Here is a 19,523-nt window from a genome sequence, read left to right as displayed (position 1 = left end):
GCTTAGCAGAAGCAAGCAGCACCGACGATAATTAAGAGGATAAATAATACGACTAGTAGCGCAAATCCATTACCATGTGCGAAGCCCATTGTTATTTCCTCCTTTTATTTTAAGATACAACATACAATATGCAGATGAGCTCCGGTTTGATATGGACGTATATCATGCAATGACATATTTTTTGAATGGTAATGTTAAAAAAAAGGAAAGATATAGGAATAACAGTGTTTAGAGAAAGGGACATATCCATGAAGCGCTTTTTAATTTTAATATTTTGTTTTATAGGTGTATTCATATGGATGAACGTCGATGTGGAAATGGGGAAGAAAATGGCTAGTGGATATGAATTAGAAAAAATTCGATTAGGGGATTTTCAATTATATACGAACGGTGATGAGTTATATAAAAGTTTATTTGAGGATATAAATCGTGCAGAAAAGAATGTGTATATTCATTTTTATATTGTAGGAAAAGATGAAGTCAGCCAAAAGTTCTTACAGTTATTAGAGAAAAAAGCATCTAGTGGAGTAGATGTGAAATTGTCAGTAGACCGTATTGGTGGATATAAACTTAAGAAAAAGATAATTAATCAATTAAAAGAAAAAGGCGTAAAGTTCACATTTAGTAAAAAACCTAAATTAAAAAACTTATTTTATTCTTTGCATCAACGTAATCATAGACGTATTGTTACGATAGACGGGAAAGTATCGTACATCGGTGGCTTTAATATTGGAAAGGAGTATCTTGGACAAGATCCTAAATTTGGTCCGTGGCGTGATTATCATGTACGCATCGAAGGGAATGGAGCTGCTGATATGGAACGGAAGTTTGCGGAAGATTGGCAAGAGGATACGGGAGAGAAATTCCCTATACATCAAGATTTACCTGAACAAGGAAATGTAAAATATCAATATATATTTTCGAATGGAAGAGGATTATGGAAGAAGTATGGAGCGCTATTAAAGAAGGCAAAACACTCTTTAATTATTGCTACACCATATTTTGTACCGAGTAAAGAGATGGTAAAAGGACTGAAAGATGCATTAAATCGTGGTGTCCGTGTGAAAATTCTCGTCCCATTTAAAAGTGATGCCGTATTGTTAAAACAAGCTGCATATCCTCATTTGAAAGATATGTTAGATGCTGGGGCGGAGATTTATCAATATCGGAATGGATTTTTTCATGGGAAAGTGACAATCATTGATGAGGAAATCGTCGATATTGGAACAGCGAATTTTGATAATAGAAGCTTTTATTTAAATAACGAATCAAATTGTGTCATATATGATAAGGCAGTCGTTGTTGACGTCTGGAATCGACTAAAAGAAGACTTTCATAAGTCAAAACGATTTTCAGAAGAAGATTTTGAAGAAATTAGTCGCTGGGATTGGTTTCTAGCAAGAATAGCGAATGTTATCGCATCATATTTATAGTATATAGGTGAAAAATAGGAAGGGAGGCGCTTTAATGGATTGTATGAAAGAATTGATGACATATAGTTACACACTTATATATAAAGTTGGAGAATACACGAGCAAGGTTCGAGATGAAGAATTAAAGGATATTTTGCAGCATCATTTGCCGTATATGTTACAAGCATATAATGAACAAGTGAATTTTCAAGAAGGAGAAAATATACAACATATAACTTGTAAACAAATGTGGCCAGAATTTACTGAAATGGATAGGGAAACAGATGATGAGTATACAGGGGATATTGGGATTGCTATTTGTTATATTACACATTTGAAACGATTAGCATTAAAGTTTGCTCAAGTGGCAGTAGAAGTTGCGAACCCGGAGTTTCGTTCTTTTCTGGAAAATTGTTTTGTGAAAATGAACCGTTACGCATATAATGTTTGGCAATATGTTATGAAGAAGGAATATAAGATTAAACATGTGTATGAAAATGAAAAATTCGCGTGAAAAGCTAAGGCGGAATGAAAGGCGCCTTAGTTTTTTTATGTTCAATTAGAGGGTAAAGATTAAAGAGTGAGTTTGTTATCGGGATATTTACAAAAATTTACTGTATCTTTACTATTTTTAAATCTTTCCTTTAAAAATAAAGAGTAATATGGGATTGTACATATTCTATCAAAGGGAGGAAACGCAAATGAACAAATGGGTTAAGTCATTAACTGCTATGGCACTTGCAAGTTCTTTATTAATGGTAGGTTGTAGTAAAGGTGAGGATAAAAAGAAAGAGGATGACACAACTTCGCAGCAAGATGAAAAGAAAGATAAAGAAACAAGTGGAACAGAAAAGTCTTCTGATTCAAAAGAAAAGAAATAAAGTGAAGCTTTAATCAGTGGGGGGTGTCCATCCCCGACTGATTATTAGCCCACACTAATCGGGCTTTTACAGACAGTTGATCCCGGTTCTACCTAACTCCCTCGTACTCGCCGAATTTTGAGGTGGGAGTCTTACTGACCGCAAATAGCGGGGAAAATGGATAATAGTGCTTCCTCACATATATGGGGAAGCTTTTTTGTTGTATATTTGTAAGTTTTGCGGAAAAATAGAGAGAAAGAATGGAAGAGGGGGATAGTATATGAAAGTATGTATATTAGGAGCGACAGGTAGAGTAGGTTCACACATTTTGAAGTTAGCATTACATGATTCATATGAAGTGACAGCATTAGTTCGTGATTTGAGTAAAGTGGAAATAGAGCATGAAAGGTTACATATTATAGAGGGAAATGTATTAAATGAAAATGAGATAAAAGAAGCAGTGAAAGGGTGCGATTTTGTAATTAGTACTCTTGGGACAGATGGGAATGGAACGTTAGCAAAGAGTTTACCAATTATTATAAAATGTATGGAAAAAGAGGGCATAAAGAAGATAGTTACAATAGGAACTGCTGGCATTTTACAAGCACGAACAAATCCAAGTATATATCGTTTCCAATCAAATGAATCGAAAAGAAAAACAACAACAGCAGCGGAAGATCATTTAGCTGCCTATGTAGCGCTGGAAAATAGTAAACTTTGCTGGACTGTTGTTTGTCCAACGCATTTAATAAATGGTGATGAAACTGGTTTATATCGAACGGAAAAAGATATGTTGCCGGCAGATGGATCCAAAATCACTGTTGGTGATACAGCTCATTTTACATGGGGATTATGTCATAAAAGTAAATATGAGAAAAGTAGAGTAGGTATTTCATATTAAAAAACCATCCCAAAATAGGGATGGCTAAAAAATGATATAGCATACAAAGAAAATAATCATAATGATTTGGAGAATTGCTTTTGCTACTGTACTACTTAAAAAACCAACTACAGTTGCAATTCCGACTAAAAAGGCGTCTTTTGGCGCCTTTTTATGCATTAATTCTGTTATAAATACCGATAAAAACGGTATTATAATAAGACCAAATGGTGGGAAGAAGAACGAGCCGACAATGATAGAAATCATGCCGACACGTTCACCCCACTTAGAACTTCCGTATTTTTTTAAGAAATATCCATTTGCAATAAAATCAGCACCGAAAATGAAAAGCGTAAAAATGACTTGAATGATCCAAAAAGATGTTGTTAACTCTCCGCCATTTATACCAAAATGATAAATGAAATAGCCAGCCCATACTGCAAGAATGCCAGGAATAATGGGGTAAATAAAGGCAAGAAATGAAACAATGAAACAAGCGATGATACTAATGGTTAATAATACAGTCACTTTATACCTCCTTAATAGAATCTAATTTATGTACAGCAATCTTTTTAATTTGATGTCCGTCTAGTTCTAATGCCTTAAATTGAAAACCATCATGTTCAACTGAATAGCCAGCTTCAATATTCAAGTCAATAGCTTGTGAGAGAAGCCATCCCCCAATTGTATCTAAATCGTTATCATCAATATGTAAACCAAACATATCATTTACTTCAGAAATAAGTACTTTTCCATCTAATACTGTAAGTTTAGGTGTGCGTTTTTCAATCATTGGTGATTCATCTGCATCAAATTCGTCTTGAATTTCACCAATAATTTCTTCAAGAATATCCTCCATCGTTAAAAGTCCAGCAGTGCCACCATATTCGTCCATTACAATCGCCATTTGAACACGGTTTTTTTGGAGATGTATTAACGTTTTACGAATAGGAACTGTTTCAAAAACAGTTAAAACTGGGTGTATGTACGATTCAAGTGGTTTATAAATTCTTTTTGTTTGATCGTGAAATACTTCTTTCGTATTTATCATCCCAATTATGTCGTCTTTGTCTTTTTCAATAATAGGATAACGTGTATACTTTTCGGTTGCGACGATATCCATATTTTCCTCTAACGTATTTTCAGTAGATAAGCAGATCATCTCAGTACGAGGAACCATGATTTCTTTCGCAACACGATCATCAAATTCAAAAATATTATTTACATACTTATATTCGGTTTGATTAATTTCGCCGCTTTTATAACTTTCCCCTAAAATAAGTCGCAGTTCTTCTTCAGAATGAGCAAGTTCATTTTCTTTCGCAGGCTCTAAACCGAGTAATTTTGTGAAAAATATAGCTGCACTATTGAGAAGCCAAATAAACGGATACATAATTTTATCAAATAAAATAAGTGGTTTTGCAAACTTTAAAGTGATTGCCTCTGCTTTTTGGATTGCAAAAGATTTAGGAACTAACTCTCCTAATACAACATGGAAAAAAGTAATCACACTAAAAGCAATAATAAATGATAGCGTGTTAGCCATTGTTCCAGTAATATTGATTCTTTCAAATAGTGGTCGTAATAAATGCTCTACAGTTGGTTCACCAAGCCAACCAAGACCTAAAGAAGTGATAGTAATCCCGAGCTGACAAGCGGATAAATAAACATCTAAGTTAGATAGGACGCTTCTTGCAGCTAATGCTTGCTTATTACCTTCATTGGCAAGTTGATCGATTCGACTTTTTCGTACTTTTACAACAGCGAATTCTGATGCAACGAAAAAACCAGAAATAAGGATAAGTATAAAGATGAGAAAAATATTTAATATGTCCAAGTGTGTTCCCTATTCCAAAGTTTGGAATAAAGATGTCACCTCCTGCAATTATGTTATACTTTTATAATAAATCCAAATGAAAAGATTAGTCAAAGGAAATGGGTAAATAATGGTAGGTTTTAATAGTAGTTTTTTAATTTGCTGTTATTTTGTCCTCTATATAATAGGAATAACCGTCTACATTTAATTTAAGTAGACGGTTATTCTATGTTATGGTTTCGAAATACTTCTAGTTAAAGTATACGTATTTTGTTTAGAGTAGTTTGTTGTCCATAAAGCTTGGAGAAACGATAAGATGCTATATGGAATATAAAGTAGTAATAAACCAATTGTAACAACTATAGGTGCTTTTCCGCCAAATTGAACGATAAATTGTAATAGTCCGTTTGTGTGAAAAATACATTCCATAAAAACGAATGAAAGAATAATGGAACTTAAAATAGATTTATGATTGGAAGTAAGTGCAATAAATAACGTATCAACAAGGAAAGATGAATTTTTTATTTCGTATTCATTAGTATTATTTAAGAACGGTAGCCATTTTTTAATTGCTTGCATAACGATAATCATGGAAGCGCTACATACGATGATAATAGAGGAGAAGAAAGGAAACTTTATGAATTTCGCGATATAGAGAAGTGATAATAGGACTGAACATTGTAATATCACAGTGCTAAAAGAATATGGTACCCAACGAAATAAAGAACTGCACTTTTTTAATGAATTGGGTGCTTTTAAAAATAGATGACCAATTCCTAGACTTATAAAGAAACCGATTACAAGAGTGAATGTGAAACGAACGATCGATAAAAAATAAATTTCCCATATGTAGGGGAACAGTGGTGACGAATGATTAGAGGTATGTATTATATTTTGTGCATGTATAAGCTGATTTGCTGAGAAAAGGATAGGTTCATGCATCCAATCAATTGTTGGAATTGAAATGGAAGAAGGATGTGCAAAATTATGAAAAATGCTTACAAATCCAGTTAAATAAGAGTAATTATGTGTAATGAATAATGTTGGAATAGGACTTATGACAAAAATAATCAAAACACCGATTATAAATTTACATATATGTGAGCGCAATAAGGACATACAATCACCTACTCTTTGAATATTCAGAAAATTCTTATTCTTATTTTAGCCTTTTTCGGATGAAGTTACAACATATTTTTCTCGAAGTAGGTTAGAGAGAATGTACTACGCTCAAGATTATCCCGCTTTAACGGGCAGTAGGAATCCACCACAAAATTCGGCGAATGTGAAGAAGTTAGGTGGGAGTCGGGCTGCCCGTAAAGGCCCGATTGGTGAGGGCTAATAATAAGTGGGTGGAAAAATCCCCACTTATTAAAGTTTCACTTGATACAAGTGTATGATTAATGAATAAATTATGACGGAAAAATGAATAATTTTCAGAAAAATAAAATAAATCATTTATTTTTTTCTGAAAATATAATATAGTTATGGCACAGAAAGTATTTTAGCATAAGGAGGCTATTTATGAGGATTAAAGGGAATTATGTGCCGAAAAGGGAAGTTTTATTTTGCTCCGGCTCAATTACAGTAGGGGAAGCGCTAGAGCACTTAAATAAAACAGGGTATCGTTGTGTACCAGTTTTAGATGAAAAAAAAGAGAAATTTTTAGGAAATGTATACAAAGTAGATATTTTAGAATATAAAGGTTCGCTTGAAGATAATGTATTACAATTATTGAACGATAAAGATGGGTACGTGAGAGAAGACTCTTCCTTCTTTAAAGTATTTTTTACAATTAAAAAGCTACCTTATTTATCAGTAGTTGATGAAAAAGGGGTCTTCCTTGGTATTTTAACTCATAAAAAAGTTTTTGAACTATTAGAAGATGCATGGGGAGTCCATTCTAGTAAATATTCTGTCATGATTGGAACACAAGATTATAATGGGGCTATTCAAAAATTATCGACAGTGCTAAAGAAATACACTGGTATTCAAAGTTTAATGACTTTTGATAATGATGCTTTATTAGTACGTAGAATTATGTTTACATTGGGAGAAGAGTTTGAAGATAGCGAATTAGAAACATTGCTAAAAGATTTAGAAGATCATGGATTTAGAGTTGTGTATGTTGAAGAGATGAAAAATCCACGTGAAGTTGAAACGATAGACTAACAAGTAAAGCCATCTTATTTTTGATGGCTTTTACTTTCTTTCACATAAAGATATCTAGATATAATAAAGTAAATGAATCTTAAATTTTTAAAAATATTTGTGTAATAGAATAAATAAAGGAAGTATATGTGGATAATTTCGATTTTCAAAAAATTCTATTTAAAAATATGTTTTTATTTTTCAACCAAATATGTTACTATATGTGTGATAAAAACAAAGAGGTCTGACAACCATATTCCAAGCAATACCACTCTAATGAGTTGAATATTCGAAAAAATCAAAAATTAATAATTAGAGTAAGAATAAGGGGAATGGAGAAATTATGGAGAAAGACATTGCTTTGTAAGGGGTATATTTTATCAGCTTGAGCAGAGAGGAGGATGCATAGCATATTGTGAAAATAGAGATAAACAATGAAAAAGTGCTATGCAAATGAAAAGCATGAAGGGACGTTTAAGGCCAGGTGATACATTAGCAATTGGTTTAATGTTATTTGCACTATTTTTAGGAGCAGGAAATTTAATTTTCCCACCAGTTTTAGGGCAACAAGCTGGAGAGAATGTTTGGGTTGCTACAATTGGATTCCTTGTAACAGGAGTCGGATTACCCCTATTAGCTGTAACAGCTGTCGCGTTTGTAGAGGGGGACTTGAAAGCGCTATCTTCTAGAGTTCACCCTATATTTGCGTTTATTTTCCCATTAATTAGTTATTTAGCGATTGGACCATTCTTCGCCATTCCGCGTACGGGAGCCGTTTCATTTGAAATGGGTATGAAGCCGTTTCTATCAGAGGCATTGGTTTCAGAGTGGTACATGCTATTTCTTTTCACTATAATTTTCTTCGGAATAACTTGGTATTTATCATTAAATCCATCTAAATTAGTGGATTGGTTCGGGAAATTTCTTACACCATTGTTAGTATTGATTGTTGCTGTAATAGTCGGAAAGGCAATTATTGATCCGATTGGAGAACCAGCTGCGCCGCTAGCGGCATACAAAGAGAATGCTTTCTTTGGTGGATTTATTCAAGGATATTTAACGATGGATGCAATTAGTGCGCTTGTATTTGGAATTGTCGTTGTACAAGTTATCCGCTCTAAAGGAATAAAAGAAAGTAGTCAAGTTGCAAAAATAACAGTAGTATCAGGTATTATTGCAGTACTTGGTTTAACGTTAATCTACTTATCACTTGCTTATCTTGGTTCAACAAGTACATCACTTGGGGTATCAGAGAATGGTGGGCTTATTTTAACGAATGTTGTAAATGAGTTATATGGAACAAGTGGTAAAATTTTATTAGGACTTGTTATTATACTTGCTTGTTTAACAACTTCAGTTGGATTAACATCAGCTTGTGCTGGCTTCTTTACAAACTTATTCCCGAAACTTTCGCATAAGACGATTGTAACAATGGTGTGTGTGTTTAGTTTAATTGTATCTAACTTAGGTTTAACACAATTAATCGCAGTTACTTTACCAGTGTTAATGATCATTTATCCAGTTGCAATCGTATTAATCGTACTTTCTTACTTCCATAAATGGATTGGAAAGCGTAATACCATTTATATAGGAGCTATTTTAGGCGCATTGTTAATTAGTTTCTTTAACGGTTTAGAAAGTGCGAATATTAAAATTGACGCGATTTCTAACGTGTTACAAATGTTACCATTATATAAAGAAGGAATAGGATGGTTAATCCCATCATGTATTGGCGGGATTCTCGGTTTCTTCTTCTATAAATCAAATGAATCAAGTGAGTTACAAAAGAAAGGTGCCTAGGCACCTTTCTTTTTTTGAAGGGGATTTTTATATTTTGTCTAAGTAGGTAAGTGGGAGGTTTGATAAAATGGCTAGTTTTGAAGATTTTTTAAATTTGGATTTGCGTATTGGGACGGTAAGGAAGGCGGAGGAATTTAAAGAAGCAAGGGTTCCTGCAATAAAGTTAGAAATTGATTTTGGAGAGCTAGGGGTTAAGCAGTCCAGTGCTCAAATTACGAAAAGGTACAGCCCAGAAGATTTAATCGGTCAACAAGTGGTTGCTGTTGTGAATTTCCCACCAAAGCGTGTGGCAGGATTTAAATCGGAAGTGCTCGTATTGGGTGGTGTTCCTAAAGCTGGCGATGTTGTTTTACTTCAGCCTAATATGGAACTACCGAATGGAACGAAAATTAGTTAGTGTGAAAGTGGGTGTTAATTTGGATATCGGACAAGAATATTTACAATGTGCAATTTCGAATTTCAAAGCAACACATAACCAAGGAGAACGAGTACTTTCTCAATTATCTTATGAACATATAATGTGGTCTTCTCATGAGGAGACGAATAGTATTGCGATTATTATTAAGCATTTACATGGTAATATGCGTTCAAGATGGACGGATTTTTTAACGTCTGATGGTGAAAAAACAGATCGTAATCGAGATGATGAATTTGAAGTCGACTACAATTCAAAACAAGAAGCTCTTGCTGCGTGGCAAGAAGGGTGGGAATATGTTTTTGAAGCTTTGGATAATTTAACGCCAGAGCAGGTTTCGCAGAAAGTGTACATTCGCGGAGAAGAACACACTGTAATGCAAGCGATCCAAAGGCAGATTTCTCATTATGCTTTACATATTGGACAGATTATTTACATTGGTAAAATGTTAAAAGAAAATGAATGGGAGTGTTTAAGCATTCCTAGAGGTCAGTCTACTAGTTATTTACAGAAAAAATGTTCAACGTAATAATATGAAAGAAATCGATATAAGATAGGAAGCAAAAAAATAAGCCAAACGATAGATGGCTCCATGAACATTAGAATGCTACCTACAATAAGTCCATATGTAATAAGAAAGAAACCAAAGAGTGTATTTATAGGAATAAAACGTGAGACAAATAATTGCTGATTTTTGAAACAAGTGTTGTGAAATAAATAAAAGCGGAAATACCGTGTAGAGGTAATAAGATCTTTCTTTTTCGTTATTCTTTTTTTACATGTATGACAGATGAATGGTGGCTGCATTTCGTTACACTCCATTTTTGGAATTCATTAGTTTCATAATAATTTGAGACAAAATTAAGTACAACGCGTATATACCTATATATGCTCCTGCGAGTAGAAAAAATGGATTTAGTAAAATTCCATGAATGCTTGTCATGAAAACTAAATTTTGTATTAAAACATCATATATAGTAATAGAAATTATAGTCCCAAGTACATACAATGCTAGGTACGCAGAAATATGGAGCACAATACGAATTTTAGGATGTAAAGCAAGTAAATAAAAAGTAATTGATAGAGCGATTGGTAATGCTCCTATTAATAGCTTCAATTCATTTCACCTCATTAACAATATAGCCGAAATTTAAGCGGTCTATTCTCTAGAGCTTGTACATAACTTGAAATAGAGAGGGTGATAGTATGAATCGAGGCTTTTTTTACGTGAAATTAACAAGTGTGCGCAAATTAATTTTATTTGTTATTACTACGGTATTAGCGACTTTTTTTCTTATTAGTGTAATGGTAACTTCCATGAAAGAGACGAAGTCAACGTATTTATATAACTGGTTGAATGAGTTATCAATGAATGGTTACATGTACGTTATTGGGAAAGAGAATCATTATTTTACACAGGAGTACAGGAATTTGAATCAAGACTTTTCTATTTCTTCATTCCTCTTTTCGATGGCTACGAATATTCGTTTTGACGATGTACGTAGTTTTGTCGGGAAAGAACTTCCGGGATTTGGGAAATATGATACAGAAATCGTTATAGCAGGTGAAGGAACAAATTACTCCAACTTACCGATAGAATCGAGTGTTCCGCTTGAAGAAGTAGTGAAGGAACGGACTGGAGAAGTTGGACATGTTCCTAAGCCTGATCCGAATAAAGAGAAGAAACAACCATCTCAAACGACGGGAAAAAGACAAGTTGCATTTATTTATCATTCACATAGCTGGGAATCTTATTTGCCGTTACTTAACTTAACGAATGATCCTAATCCAAATAAAGCAACGAGTTCTGTAACGAATATTTCAATAGTTGGCGATCGATTGCGAGAACAGTTAGAAGGTGAAGGGATCGGTGCTACTAACGATAAAACTGATGTTGGTCAAAAGTTAATAAGTAAAGGGTTAAACAGTAATAGTTCTTATAAACTGTCACGAGAAATTGTACAAGAAGCGATGGCTGGTAATAAAGAACTCCAATATTTTTTCGATCTGCACCGTGATAGTGCACGGAAAAATGTCACGACAAAAATAATTGGAGATAAATCATATGCGAAGCTTGCTTTTGTAATCGGGAAAGGTAACAAAAACTATGGAAAAAACTTACAATTAGCAACGGCTTTACATGAGACGATTAATAAGAAATATCCAGGAGTGAGCCGTGGTGTAATTCAAAAAGGATTCCAAACAGGAAATGGAGTCTATAATCAGGACTTATCAGGACAAGCCATATTAATTGAAGTTGGTGGCGTAGACAATACAGAGGAAGAATTAAATAGATCGATAGATGCTCTTGCTAAAGCATTTGGAGAATATTTTTGGCAAGCTGAAAAAGTGAATGGATAAAGTGAAACTTTAATCAGTGGGATTCTTACTGCCCGCAAATAGTGAGAAAAACGTAAGCGGAAAGCTTACGTTTTTTGTTTGGACATAAGTTATGGTTAGAAAGAAATGTCACATAATAGACATAATTAACTATTATTATAGTAATATCGAAATTTGTCTATTTATAGTAAGGAATTTAGAAAGGGTTTTTTCAGAATAGTAGAGAAAATCTTTTTATAAGGAAAATTTTTAACTAATGGAATGGGTAGGGTGATCAAGGTGATTCGGGAGATTAGAGTAGAAGATGCAGCATTATTTTTACAATTAAGTAAGCAATTAGACGAAGAAACGAAATTTATGTTATACGAACCAGGAGAACGAAAAACTACAGTAGAGCAACAAGAAAAGATGGTCCACCGTTTTATAGAAAATGAATATGCGACAATATTTGTAGCAGTTGAAGAAGAGAGAATAGTAGGATTTATTTTAGTTAATGGAAATAATATTCAAAGAAAGAGACATGTGGCAGGCATTGTAATTGGTATTTTGCAAGAGTATAGTGGCCGAGGTATTGGAACGAGTTTGTTTAAAAAAGTAGAGAAGTGGGCAAGATTACATGATGTATGGCGTTTAGAATTAACGGTAATGGCCCACAATACAAGAGCTCAGGCACTATATAGCAAAATTGGATTTGAACAAGAAGGTGTCAAAAAATCTGCTCTTATCATCGATGGAAAAGGTGTCGATGAGTATGAAATGGCCAAATTATTAAAATAAGAGGTCGTTATATGAAAAAAAGATGGGTACTACTTGGTATCGTAGCAATGATACTAATTGTTGGAGTAGCAGGAATAAATTATAAGATGTACAAGGATCAAGAGGCGCGGGAAGTAAATGTAAATAATATATTCCCAAAAGCAAAAGAAACGATTGCTAATATGGATGGGGATATCGCAGTCATTAGTAATCCAAATTCGATGCTTGTACTTGTGAATAAAAATAGGCGATTACCAGATGGGTATAGACCGCCAGATTTAGTTATTCCGAAAGTACGTTACTCTAGTGAAGGTGATCAAGAGAAGAAAAAGATGAGGAAAGAGGCAGCGTTGGCACTTGAAGAAATGTTTAAGCAAGCTAATAATGAGCGGATTTTCCTTTTTGCAGTCTCTGGATTTAGATCTTTTGATCGACAAAAAGCATTAAATACGATGTATAAAAGGCAAGATGGAGAAGCAAAGACAGCAATGTCTAGTGCAGTCCCTGGTACGAGTGAACATCAAACAGGACTAGCTATGGATATTACATCTCAATCAGCTAAGTTTCAGTTAGAAACTGTTTTTGGGGAGACGAAAGAAGGTAAGTGGCTTTCTGAAAATGCCCATAAGTTTGGTTTTGTTATTCGATATACGAAAGAGAAAGAAGGGATTACCGGTTATCGTTATGAACCGTGGCATGTACGCTATGTTGGGAATCCGCAAGCTACATATTTATATGAAAACCAACTGACGATTGAAGAAGTAACACAGTAATGAATTGAGGGGAGAAGGCTAAGATGACGATGTTATATAAGAAAAAGGTACATGCATATATTACGAGAGAAAAAGAAGGGGTTATGCAACTACTCGTTTTTAAACATCGTGATATACGAGAGGCTGGTATCCAAGTGCCAGGTGGGACAGTAGATGAAGGGGAAACGTTAGAGGCAGCAATTTTACGTGAAGTGCAAGAAGAGTCAGGACTACGCCATTTTTGTATCGAGCGCTTCCTTTCTGATTACATTATTTATATGAAAGAAAAAAAGGAATATCAAAAACGTCATTTTTTCCACATTTCATTATTAACAGATGTGAAAGATACGTGGGAACATAAAGTAAGTGCTGGTGAGGAAGACAAAGGTTTAGTATTTTGCTACGAATGGATTGATATTGCAAAATGCCCTGAATTAGCAGGAAAACAGGGAGAGTTTTTACATTTGTTAGATGAGGTATATGCACAGTAATAAAAAAGAGTTTGAAGCGAAGGATAATTCGTTTCAGACTCTTTTTATTTTTCGGGAAATTAAAGGTGTATTAAAAAGTAAGTTGAAACTTTTAAAGGGATATTAATTTGGAATAGGTTGAGGTGAAAAAATGAAAAAGTAAGAAGTATTCGTAAAAACTAAAAGGGGATATAAAGGAGAATATAAATGGAAATTCAGTTTAATACAGTATTAAAAAAAGAATTAACAATTCATGATATACAGACCGCAATGGAAGAAGGAACGTTATCTTCCAAAGAATTAGTTATGTATTATCTTCATAGAATTGCACAATATGATCAAGATGGACCGAAAATTAATTCTATTTTAGAAATAAACCCGGATGCTATTTTTATTGCAGAAGCGTTAGATTATGAAAGAAAGATAAAAGGTGTAAGGGGACGATTGCATGGTATACCTGTTTTGCTAAAGGACAATATTGGAACGAATGATTCCATGCATACAAGTGCAGGTACGATTGCCCTAGAACAAAATATAAGTAGTGAAGATGCATTTCTCGTTACAAAATTGCGAGAGGCAGGAGCGGTGATAATAGGTAAAACGAATATGACAGAGCTAGCAAATGCAATGTCTTTTGAAATGTGGGCCGGATATAGTGCAAGAGGTGGTCAAACAATTAATCCTTACGGTACAGGAGAGGATGATATGTTCGTTGGTGGCTCCAGTACAGGGTCTGCTATAGCAGTTGCCGCTAACTTTACTGTATTATCCGTTGGAACAGAGACAGATGCTTCTATTTTGAGCCCAGCTGTTCAAAACTCGGTTGTAGGTATTAAGCCAACTGTTGGGTTAATTAGTCGTAGTGGAATTATTCCTTTCACTTATTCACAAGATACAGCTGGGCCATTTGCTAGAACAGTAACAGATGCTGCTATTTTGCTAGGGAGTCTAACTGGGGTGGATGAGAAGGATGTAGCTACTCATAAAAGTGAAGGAATGGCATATCAAGATTATACAACTTACCTCGATGCTAACGGTTTAAAGGGGGCGAAGATTGGTGTGTTTAGCAATGCACCAAAGAATATTACGAATCTGGTGAGTACGATGAAAAATTGTTTAAGGAAACGATCCAAGTATTACGTAGTGAGGGAGCGACAGTAGTAGAAAATATTGATATTCCTTCTTTTCACAGAGAATGGAGCTGGGGAGTTCCGCTTTATGAACTGAAGCATAGCTTAGATAACTATCTTTCTAAATTACCTTTTACCACTCCAGTACATTCTATGTTGGAATTAATAGAGTTTAATGAAAATATAGCAGAAAGAGCTTTGAAATATGGACAAGCTAAATTAGAGAGAAGAATAGATTTTCCTAACACGTTAAGAAATCCTGAATATTTAAATGCAAGATTAGAAGATGTATATTTTTCTCAAGAACAGGGTATTGATTTTGCTTTGGAAAAATATAAACTTGATGCGATTCTGTTTCCATCCTATATAGGATCCACTATATGTGCGAAGGCAGGTTATCCATCTATAGCAATGCCTGCGGGATATATGGAAAGCGGGAGACCTTTTGGAATTACGATTGCAAGTACTGCTTTTAGTGAAGGAATATTAATTAAACTAGCATACGCGTTTGAACAAGCGACAAAACATAGAAAGATACCAAACTTATCATGAATAGAGAATACAAAAGGACAGGTGAACCCTGTCCTTTTTGCTTTATAGATTAAAATGAAATATCTTTCTTCTCTGTCTTCTGATATTTTAATAAGCTAAAAGATAAACAGGCAGAACATAAAATAAGAAAAGAAGCGATCATATAAATCGTACGAACACCGAACACATCAGTAATAATGCCGACGCTAAGCATAGAAAGGCCGGAAGCTGTCGAGAGAAGTGCACCATGGGCTGTATACATCTTTAATAATAATGAAGGAGAGACACTTGATTGAAGAACTGTTGTTTGAGAAATATCTCTAATTTGATAACATGGTCCCATTAGAATGCAAAGAAATATAGCGATAAATGCGTTGCTTGTAACACCATATAGAAACGTAAGGATACTAAACATAAGAGAGCCTAACGCCATGGAGCGTATTAAATTGTTTTGAATGTATGAACTCATTCTCCACGCTATTAGACCACCAATTAATGTACCGACATAGTAACTTGTATTAATATATCCCCACCATTCTTCACCTTTATGTAGAATAGTCGTTACATATGCCATCGTAATAGCGCCAATCCATATTGTTCCTGCGAAAGTTTCAATTAAGTCCATTAGTGTAACTGTGCGCAAAGAAGGGTGATGAAATAATAGTTTCCAGCCTTCTAATAAAGCGGTGCTTTTTGAAGAGGAAGGCTCTGTTACTCGTTCAGTATGTATGGAACGTAATGAAAAGTGTAATGCAACACATCCAAAAATCATCAAAATGTTATTAATCATGAGTGTAGAAGTAGCGCCAATGAGAAGAACTATAATACTTGTAAATGAATAAGCTGTCGCTTGTGCAATTTGTGTTGAAAAGGAAAAGATACTATTTATTTTTACCAATTTTTCTTTTGGTGTTAGGCGTGGAAGGATGCTGTATAGTAATGGAGCACTCCACCCACTACATAATGAAATGAAAAAAATGAAAGTTAATAGAGCTAAAATGTTTGTGGATAAGACCGGGAATAAAATCATTAATAATAGCAAAAGAGCTGTTTTCAGCCATTGCAGAGTATATAGCAACGTATAAGATGGAAGCCAATTCATTATAAGTGGTGCAGATATGTTAGCGATAAGATTTGTAATAACTTGTAATAATGGAAAGAGAGCGGTAATTGTAGCTGATTTAGTTGTGATATAGATGTGAGTTGTAATAATCATTACGTATACAATGTCAGCAAGGGTAATACATATTTTGGAACCTAAATAGTAAACCAGTGAACAATTCCCCAATAAAAATACCACCTTTCAAATCAATAATGCTTTTTAATTATAATTATTATAATCTGCTGGTTATATTTTTGAAAGAATTAAATTTTTTGTCATTTTTTGAAAGGAATTTTCATGTATAATGAAGAATATATTAATATAGTATTTTATTAATGCTTGTTGTAACAGCGAATATATATAATAGCTTGTAGCAAACGCCCCTCTATGAGAAAGGGCGGATAAACCATTCTTTTCTTCATATACATATAGAAAATGAGAAAGAAAGTGAGGGTTGCATATGGCCGGATGGGTGATTTGGTTCATAATAGCAGGTATTTTATTTATCGCAGAAATGTTGTCGATTACGTTTTACATGCTTTGGCTTGGGATTGGAGCTGTTGTCGGAGGTCTTATTGCTTTGTTTGCTCCTGATGCACTATTTTTACAAGTTGTTGCTGGTGCGATTGTCAGTTTAACATTGACCTTCTTTACGAAAAGAATTTCAAAAAACTTTCGAGAAGCAAAAGGTTTTATTGATACAGTAGATAAACTTGTTGGTAAAAAGGGAATTGTTATGCAAGCGATTACAAGTGAAGTGAACGGTATTGTGAAAGTGGATGGAGATACTTGGACAGCTATTTCGGATACTCCTATTGATGCTGGAGAAAAAGTCGTTGTTATAAAGAGGCATAGTACTATTTTACAAGTAAAAAAGGAGAGTGAATAAATATGGTAGTAGCAGTAACGTTAACGATTATTTTCGCATTGATTGTCGTTGTATTTGTTGCATTGACGATTAAAATTATCCCACAGCAAAAAGTTGGGGTTATTGAAAGGTTTGGTAAATTTCAGCGCATTATGCACCCAGGATTAAATATTTTAATCCCGATTGTAGATCGCGTTCGTGTATATCATGATCTACGTATTCAACAAACGAATGTACCACCGCAAAAGGTAATAACGAAAGATAATGTACAAGTAGAAATTGATACAATTATTTTCTATCAAATTGTTGAACCAGAACTTGCGACATACGGTATTTCTAATTATGAATATGGTGTTCGCAATATTACTTCTGCAACTATGCGTCAAATTATTGGTAAAATGGAGCTTGATGAAACATTATCAGGTCGTGAGAAAATTTCAACAGAAATTCGCTTAGCGCTTGACGAAGCAACAGAAAAATGGGGCGTTCGTATTGAACGTGTTGAAGTAGTAGATATTAACCCGCCAAAAGATGTGCAAGCATCGATGGAAAAACAAATGAAAGCAGAACGTAATAAACGTGCGATCATTTTAGAAGCGGAAGCTGCAAAACAAGATAAGGTTCTTCGTGCTGAAGGTGAAAAACAAAGTAAAATCTTGATGGCTGAAGGGGATAAAGAAGCACGTATTCGTGAAGCTGAAGGTATAAAAGAAGCAAAAGAATTAGAAGCGCAAGGGGAAGCAAGAGCGATTGATGAAATTGCAAAAGCAGAACAAAATCGAATTGAGTTACTTCGTGCAGCAGATTTAGATGAGCGCGTACTTGCTTATAAATCATTTGAATCATTGATTGAGGTTGCGAAAGGGCCAGCAAATAAAGTCTTTATTCCATCTAATGCAATTGAAACACTTGGTACTCTTGGTGCGATTGGGGAAATTTTTAAAGAAAAACAAGCAAAGAAATTACCTTCAAATGATACAGGTAAAGAACAATAAGAGTGAGAAGGAGAAATGGGATGCCATTTCTCTTTTTTTGTGCGTATATTACATAAAGCTTGTACATATTCATGTATAAAGAAGGTGATACAGTGAAAAAGTTTGCAACTCGTATACATGGAAAGAAACTAATTTCATTACTCTTTTTATATGCACTAGTAGTAATTATTATTGCGTCGATTGTGACGTCACTTTTACATACAATGAAATCTTATTATGCGAATCAGTGGTTTGGAAAAGTATCGATGCAAGGTTTTGTTCAAATGATAGAAAGTGAGAATCATTACTATGGATATGATTATTTTAAAAAATATAAACGGGACTCAGTTGGAAGTTTACTATTCTCTATCGCGACGGATTTAAAAATTAAAGATTTAAGAACGTTTGTTGGTAAAGAAGTACCCGGTATGTCAAAATATTATTCTAACATTATTGTAGCTGGGGAAGGGACAAACTATACGAATATTCCTAATGAATCTAGTGTACCAATTGAGGAAGTAACGAAAAATCGAGAAGTAGCAAAAGATAAAGTTACAGAAGCAGAAAAGAAAAATCCAGTGCAAAAAAAGAATGGAACGCAAAAAGGTGAAAGTGCAGTATATATTTACCATACACACAGCTGGGAATCCTTCTTTCCATTATTACCAGGGGCAACCGATCCATCTAGCCCAGATGTAAATGTATCTTTACTAGGGAAACGTATGAAAGAGCAACTTGAAGGACAAGGAATTCCAGTAATTCATGATAAAACGAATATGGGTGATTTACTAGCAAGCAAAAAATGGGTATGGTATCAGTCGTATAAAGCATCTCATGGATATGTAAAAGAAGCATTAGCACAGAATAGTAAAATTGCGTTTCCGATTGATATACATCGTGATGATCAGCGAAAGAAGGTAACAACAAAAGTCATTAACGGGAAATCGTATGCAAGATTATATTTTATTATTGGGATGGAAAACGAAGGGCGTGCTGAAAATGAAAAAATTGCAAGGGCGATCAATAGCTATTTAGATGAAAACTATTACGGAATAAGTAGAGGAATATTCCCTAAGGATAAAAAAGAAGGAAATGGTGTATATAATCAAGACTTATCTAAAAACGCAATGTTAATTGAAGTGGGTGGTGTGGATAATACGCTAGACGAACTATATAATACCATTGATGTGTTAACGGAAGCATTTAGTAAGTATTATTGGAATGATGCAGAGAAAGTGAATGGGTGAGGGACGGGAAACCGTTCCT

The 19,523-nt window shown here is 34.3% G+C and carries 22 protein-coding genes and 1 pseudogene; 16 read left to right on the top strand and 7 right to left on the bottom strand.

Annotated elements, in window-relative coordinates; all coding sequences use genetic code 11:
- Nucleotides 1–2: 2 nt before the first annotated feature.
- Nucleotides 3–89, bottom strand: coding sequence for a YjcZ family sporulation protein (locus tag BAQ49_RS12125; RefSeq protein ID WP_000505094.1), 87 nt, complete (start codon nucleotides 87–89; stop codon nucleotides 3–5).
- A 159-nt stretch (nucleotides 90–248) separates the two neighbouring features.
- On the opposite strand from BAQ49_RS12125, the gene cls reads away from it, so the two are divergent.
- The 4 genes from cls (at nucleotide 249) to BAQ49_RS12105 (ending at nucleotide 3,173) form a co-directional block, all read left to right on the top strand.
- A complete protein-coding gene (gene cls, locus BAQ49_RS12120; RefSeq protein WP_071745514.1) occupies nucleotides 249–1,433 on the top strand; it encodes a cardiolipin synthase in 1,185 nt (394 codons plus the stop codon).
- A 34-nt stretch (nucleotides 1,434–1,467) separates the two neighbouring features.
- Nucleotides 1,468–1,926: a spore coat protein gene (locus BAQ49_RS12115; RefSeq protein WP_071745513.1), complete on the top strand. Its 459-nt coding sequence runs from the start codon at nucleotides 1,468–1,470 to the stop codon at nucleotides 1,924–1,926.
- Between the two features lie 187 nt (nucleotides 1,927–2,113).
- The gene (locus BAQ49_RS12110; protein ID WP_001045959.1) at nucleotides 2,114–2,293 is read left to right on the top strand and encodes a hypothetical protein; all 180 of its coding nucleotides are present in this window, start codon (nucleotides 2,114–2,116) and stop codon (nucleotides 2,291–2,293) included.
- A gap of 259 nt (nucleotides 2,294–2,552) precedes the next feature.
- Complete coding sequence (locus BAQ49_RS12105) at nucleotides 2,553–3,173, top strand: NAD(P)-dependent oxidoreductase (protein ID WP_071745512.1); 621 nt, start codon at nucleotides 2,553–2,555, stop codon at nucleotides 3,171–3,173.
- Nucleotides 3,174–3,197: 24 nt separating this feature from the next.
- Here the strand turns inward: BAQ49_RS12105 and BAQ49_RS12100 are convergent, their stop codons facing one another.
- The 3 genes from BAQ49_RS12100 to BAQ49_RS12090 form a co-directional block, all read right to left on the bottom strand.
- Nucleotides 3,198–3,680: a DUF456 domain-containing protein gene (locus tag BAQ49_RS12100; protein WP_071745511.1), complete on the bottom strand. Its 483-nt coding sequence runs from the start codon at nucleotides 3,678–3,680 to the stop codon at nucleotides 3,198–3,200.
- 1 nt (nucleotide 3,681) lies between these two features.
- On the bottom strand, nucleotides 3,682–4,989 hold the full coding sequence (locus tag BAQ49_RS12095; RefSeq protein WP_071745510.1) for a hemolysin family protein: 1,308 nt from the start codon (nucleotides 4,987–4,989) through the stop codon (nucleotides 3,682–3,684).
- Between the two features lie 210 nt (nucleotides 4,990–5,199).
- Nucleotides 5,200–6,087 carry a hypothetical protein gene (locus BAQ49_RS12090; RefSeq protein WP_071745509.1) on the bottom strand — a complete coding sequence of 296 codons (888 nt, stop codon included), beginning with the start codon at nucleotides 6,085–6,087 and terminating at the stop codon, nucleotides 5,200–5,202.
- A gap of 405 nt (nucleotides 6,088–6,492) precedes the next feature.
- Between BAQ49_RS12090 and cbpA the strand changes: the two genes are divergently transcribed.
- The 4 genes from cbpA to BAQ49_RS12065 all read left to right on the top strand — a co-directional run bounded on the left by cbpA (nucleotide 6,493) and on the right by BAQ49_RS12065 (nucleotide 9,863).
- Nucleotides 6,493–7,140 (top strand): cyclic di-AMP binding protein CbpA, encoded by a 648-nt coding sequence (gene cbpA, locus BAQ49_RS12080; RefSeq protein ID WP_071745508.1) that lies wholly within the window; start codon nucleotides 6,493–6,495, stop codon nucleotides 7,138–7,140.
- Between the two features lie 441 nt (nucleotides 7,141–7,581).
- Nucleotides 7,582–8,919, top strand: coding sequence for a branched-chain amino acid transport system II carrier protein BrnQ4 (brnQ4, locus tag BAQ49_RS12075; RefSeq protein WP_412676979.1), 1,338 nt, complete (start codon nucleotides 7,582–7,584; stop codon nucleotides 8,917–8,919).
- A gap of 67 nt (nucleotides 8,920–8,986) precedes the next feature.
- Nucleotides 8,987–9,316, top strand: a complete 330-nt coding sequence (gene csaA, locus BAQ49_RS12070; protein WP_071745506.1) for a chaperone CsaA — start codon at nucleotides 8,987–8,989, stop codon at nucleotides 9,314–9,316.
- Entirely contained in the window at nucleotides 9,297–9,863 is a 567-nt protein-coding gene (locus BAQ49_RS12065; protein WP_071745505.1) for a DUF1572 domain-containing protein, read from the top strand. The genes csaA and BAQ49_RS12065 overlap by 20 nt, the downstream gene beginning before the upstream one ends.
- Here BAQ49_RS12065 and BAQ49_RS33515 read toward each other — a convergent pair.
- Both BAQ49_RS33515 and BAQ49_RS12055 read right to left on the bottom strand, forming a co-directional pair.
- Nucleotides 9,836–10,141, bottom strand: coding sequence for a permease (locus BAQ49_RS33515; RefSeq protein WP_071745504.1), 306 nt, complete (start codon nucleotides 10,139–10,141; stop codon nucleotides 9,836–9,838). The genes BAQ49_RS12065 and BAQ49_RS33515 overlap by 28 nt on opposite strands.
- A gap of 4 nt (nucleotides 10,142–10,145) precedes the next feature.
- Complete coding sequence (locus BAQ49_RS12055; RefSeq protein ID WP_071745503.1) at nucleotides 10,146–10,451, bottom strand: hypothetical protein; 306 nt, start codon at nucleotides 10,449–10,451, stop codon at nucleotides 10,146–10,148.
- Nucleotides 10,452–10,540: 89 nt separating this feature from the next.
- On the opposite strand from BAQ49_RS12055, the gene spoIIP (BAQ49_RS12050) reads away from it, so the two are divergent.
- The 5 genes and pseudogenes from spoIIP (BAQ49_RS12050) (at nucleotide 10,541) to BAQ49_RS12030 (ending at nucleotide 15,334) form a co-directional block, all read left to right on the top strand.
- The gene (spoIIP, locus tag BAQ49_RS12050; protein WP_071745502.1) at nucleotides 10,541–11,695 is read left to right on the top strand and encodes a stage II sporulation protein SpoIIP; all 1,155 of its coding nucleotides are present in this window, start codon (nucleotides 10,541–10,543) and stop codon (nucleotides 11,693–11,695) included.
- A gap of 258 nt (nucleotides 11,696–11,953) precedes the next feature.
- Nucleotides 11,954–12,451, top strand: coding sequence for a GNAT family N-acetyltransferase (locus BAQ49_RS12045; RefSeq protein ID WP_071745501.1), 498 nt, complete (start codon nucleotides 11,954–11,956; stop codon nucleotides 12,449–12,451).
- 11 nt (nucleotides 12,452–12,462) lie between these two features.
- Nucleotides 12,463–13,203, top strand: a complete 741-nt coding sequence (locus BAQ49_RS12040) for a M15 family metallopeptidase (RefSeq protein WP_071745500.1) — start codon at nucleotides 12,463–12,465, stop codon at nucleotides 13,201–13,203.
- A gap of 23 nt (nucleotides 13,204–13,226) precedes the next feature.
- Entirely contained in the window at nucleotides 13,227–13,673 is a 447-nt protein-coding gene (locus tag BAQ49_RS12035; RefSeq protein WP_071745499.1) for an NUDIX hydrolase, read from the top strand.
- A 186-nt stretch (nucleotides 13,674–13,859) separates the two neighbouring features.
- A pseudogene (locus BAQ49_RS12030) lies at nucleotides 13,860–15,334 on the top strand (amidase family protein).
- A 49-nt stretch (nucleotides 15,335–15,383) separates the two neighbouring features.
- Here BAQ49_RS12030 and BAQ49_RS12025 read toward each other — a convergent pair.
- Complete coding sequence (locus BAQ49_RS12025; protein WP_071745498.1) at nucleotides 15,384–16,601, bottom strand: MFS transporter; 1,218 nt, start codon at nucleotides 16,599–16,601, stop codon at nucleotides 15,384–15,386.
- 274 nt (nucleotides 16,602–16,875) lie between these two features.
- Between BAQ49_RS12025 and BAQ49_RS12020 the strand changes: the two genes are divergently transcribed.
- The 3 genes from BAQ49_RS12020 to spoIIP (BAQ49_RS12010) all read left to right on the top strand — a co-directional run bounded on the left by BAQ49_RS12020 (nucleotide 16,876) and on the right by spoIIP (BAQ49_RS12010) (nucleotide 19,504).
- A complete protein-coding gene (locus BAQ49_RS12020) occupies nucleotides 16,876–17,304 on the top strand; it encodes an NfeD family protein (protein WP_071745497.1) in 429 nt (142 codons plus the stop codon).
- Nucleotides 17,305–17,306: 2 nt separating this feature from the next.
- Nucleotides 17,307–18,278 carry an SPFH domain-containing protein gene (locus BAQ49_RS12015; RefSeq protein ID WP_071745496.1) on the top strand — a complete coding sequence of 324 codons (972 nt, stop codon included), beginning with the start codon at nucleotides 17,307–17,309 and terminating at the stop codon, nucleotides 18,276–18,278.
- 71 nt (nucleotides 18,279–18,349) lie between these two features.
- Nucleotides 18,350–19,504: a stage II sporulation protein P gene (gene spoIIP, locus BAQ49_RS12010; RefSeq protein ID WP_071745495.1), complete on the top strand. Its 1,155-nt coding sequence runs from the start codon at nucleotides 18,350–18,352 to the stop codon at nucleotides 19,502–19,504.
- Nucleotides 19,505–19,523: the final 19 nt, after the last annotated feature.

Origin of the sequence: Bacillus proteolyticus, assembly GCF_001884065.1 — a bacterium.
GTDB lineage: Bacteria > Bacillota > Bacilli > Bacillales > Bacillaceae_G > Bacillus_A > Bacillus_A proteolyticus.
Note: the sequence above shows the minus strand (reverse complement) of the source record. Positions and strands in the feature narration are given on the sequence as shown.